This window comes from Nocardioides glacieisoli, from assembly GCF_004137245.1.
Taxonomy (GTDB): domain Bacteria; phylum Actinomycetota; class Actinomycetes; order Propionibacteriales; family Nocardioidaceae; genus Nocardioides; species Nocardioides glacieisoli.
The window spans coordinates 1-1,415 of the sequence record NZ_SDWS01000033.1; the positions used below are offsets into that span (position 1 = coordinate 1).

Here is a 1,415-nt window from a genome sequence, read left to right on the forward strand (position 1 = left end):
GGGTCAAGTCCCGTCAGGTGGTGTACGCCGCGTGATCCTCCGTGGGTCAGGCGGTGATGGCCTGCAGTTCGTGCACCTCCTCGCTGGTGGTGTCGGGGGTGGGGTCGGTCGCGGCTCGGCATCGGGTCAGTAGGTCGAGTCCGAAGTAGCGGCGGCCTTCAGCCCATTCGTCGTGTTGCTCGGCCAGCACGGCGCCGACCAGTCGGATGATTGATGGCCGGTCGGGGAAGATGCCGACCACATCGGTGCGGCGGCGGATCTCGCGGTTGAGCCTCTCGTTGGGGTTGTTGGACCAGATCTGGCGCCATACGTCCTGAGGAAACGCGGTGAACGCCAAGATGTCGGCCCGGGCGGCCTCGAGGTGCTCGGCCACCACGGGGAGCTTGCCGTCCAGGGCGTCGAGGATCCGGTCGAACTGGGCCTGGACCGACTCCGCGTCGGGTTGGTCATAGACCGAGTGCAGCAGCGCTTTGACCCATCCCCACGAGGACTTCGGGGTCACGGCCATCAGGTTCGCTGCGTAGTGGGTGCGGCAGCGTTGCCAGGCCGCGTCGGGCAGAGTCGCGGCGGTCGCGGCGACCAGCCCGGCGTGTGCGTCGCTGGTGACCAGACGGACCCCGTTCAGACCGCGGGCGGTCAGGTCGCGGAAGAAGCCCAGCCAGCCGGCGCCGTCTTCGCTGGTGGTGACCTGGACCCCGAGGATCTCGCGGTGCCCGTCGGCGTTGATCCCGGTCGCCACGAGTGCGTGCACGGGGACCACCCGGCCGCCCTCGCGGACCTTGAGCACCAGCGCGTCGGCGGCCACGAACGTGAACGGGCCAGCTTCTGCCAGGGGTCGGGTGCGGAACTCCTCGACGTGGGCATCGAGCTCCTTGGCCATCACGCTGACTTGTGACTTCGACAGGCCGGTGACACCCAGGGACTGCACCAGCTTGTTCATCCGCCGGGTGGACACCCCGAGCAGGTAGCAGGTCGCGACCACAGAGGTCAGCGCCTGCTCGGCGCGGGTGCGGCGCTCCAGGAGCCACTCGGGGAAGTAGGACCCGGTCCGGAGCTTGGGGATCGCGAGGTCCAGGGTGCCGGCGCGGGTGTCGAAGTCGCGGTGCCGGTAGCCGTTGCGGCTGTTGACCCGCTCCGGGCTGGACTGCCCGTAGCTCGCGCCGCAGACCGAATCGGCCTCCGCGGACAGCAGTGTGTGAATGAACGTGCCAAGCAGCTCGCGCAGCAGATCAGGGCTCGCCTGGGCCAGCTGCTCCTCGAGCATCCGGGCAGGGTCGATACTGGGATTGACGGTCATCGTCGTGTCCTTCTTCGAGTCGGTTGTGAGAGATCACTCGAAGGATCACGCGGTGGCCGTCGTCTACTTCAACGACACGCTCACCGCGGAGCCGTACACCACTCTGCTGGACTCAACT

At 68.0% G+C, this 1,415-nt stretch carries 1 protein-coding gene; it reads right to left on the reverse strand.

The features are described 5' to 3' along the window. Positions 1-46: 46 nt before the first annotated feature. Complete coding sequence (locus tag EUA06_RS22235) at positions 47-1,297, reverse strand: IS256 family transposase (protein ID WP_129479881.1); 1,251 nt, start codon at positions 1,295-1,297, stop codon at positions 47-49. Positions 1,298-1,415 lie beyond the last annotated feature (118 nt).

Bases quoted from the DNA above. Each gene is read 5' to 3' on its own strand.
- EUA06_RS22235 (WP_129479881.1), bottom strand. From the start codon at position 1,297: ATGACCGTCAATCCCAGTATCGACCCTGCCCGGATGCTCGAGGAGCAG.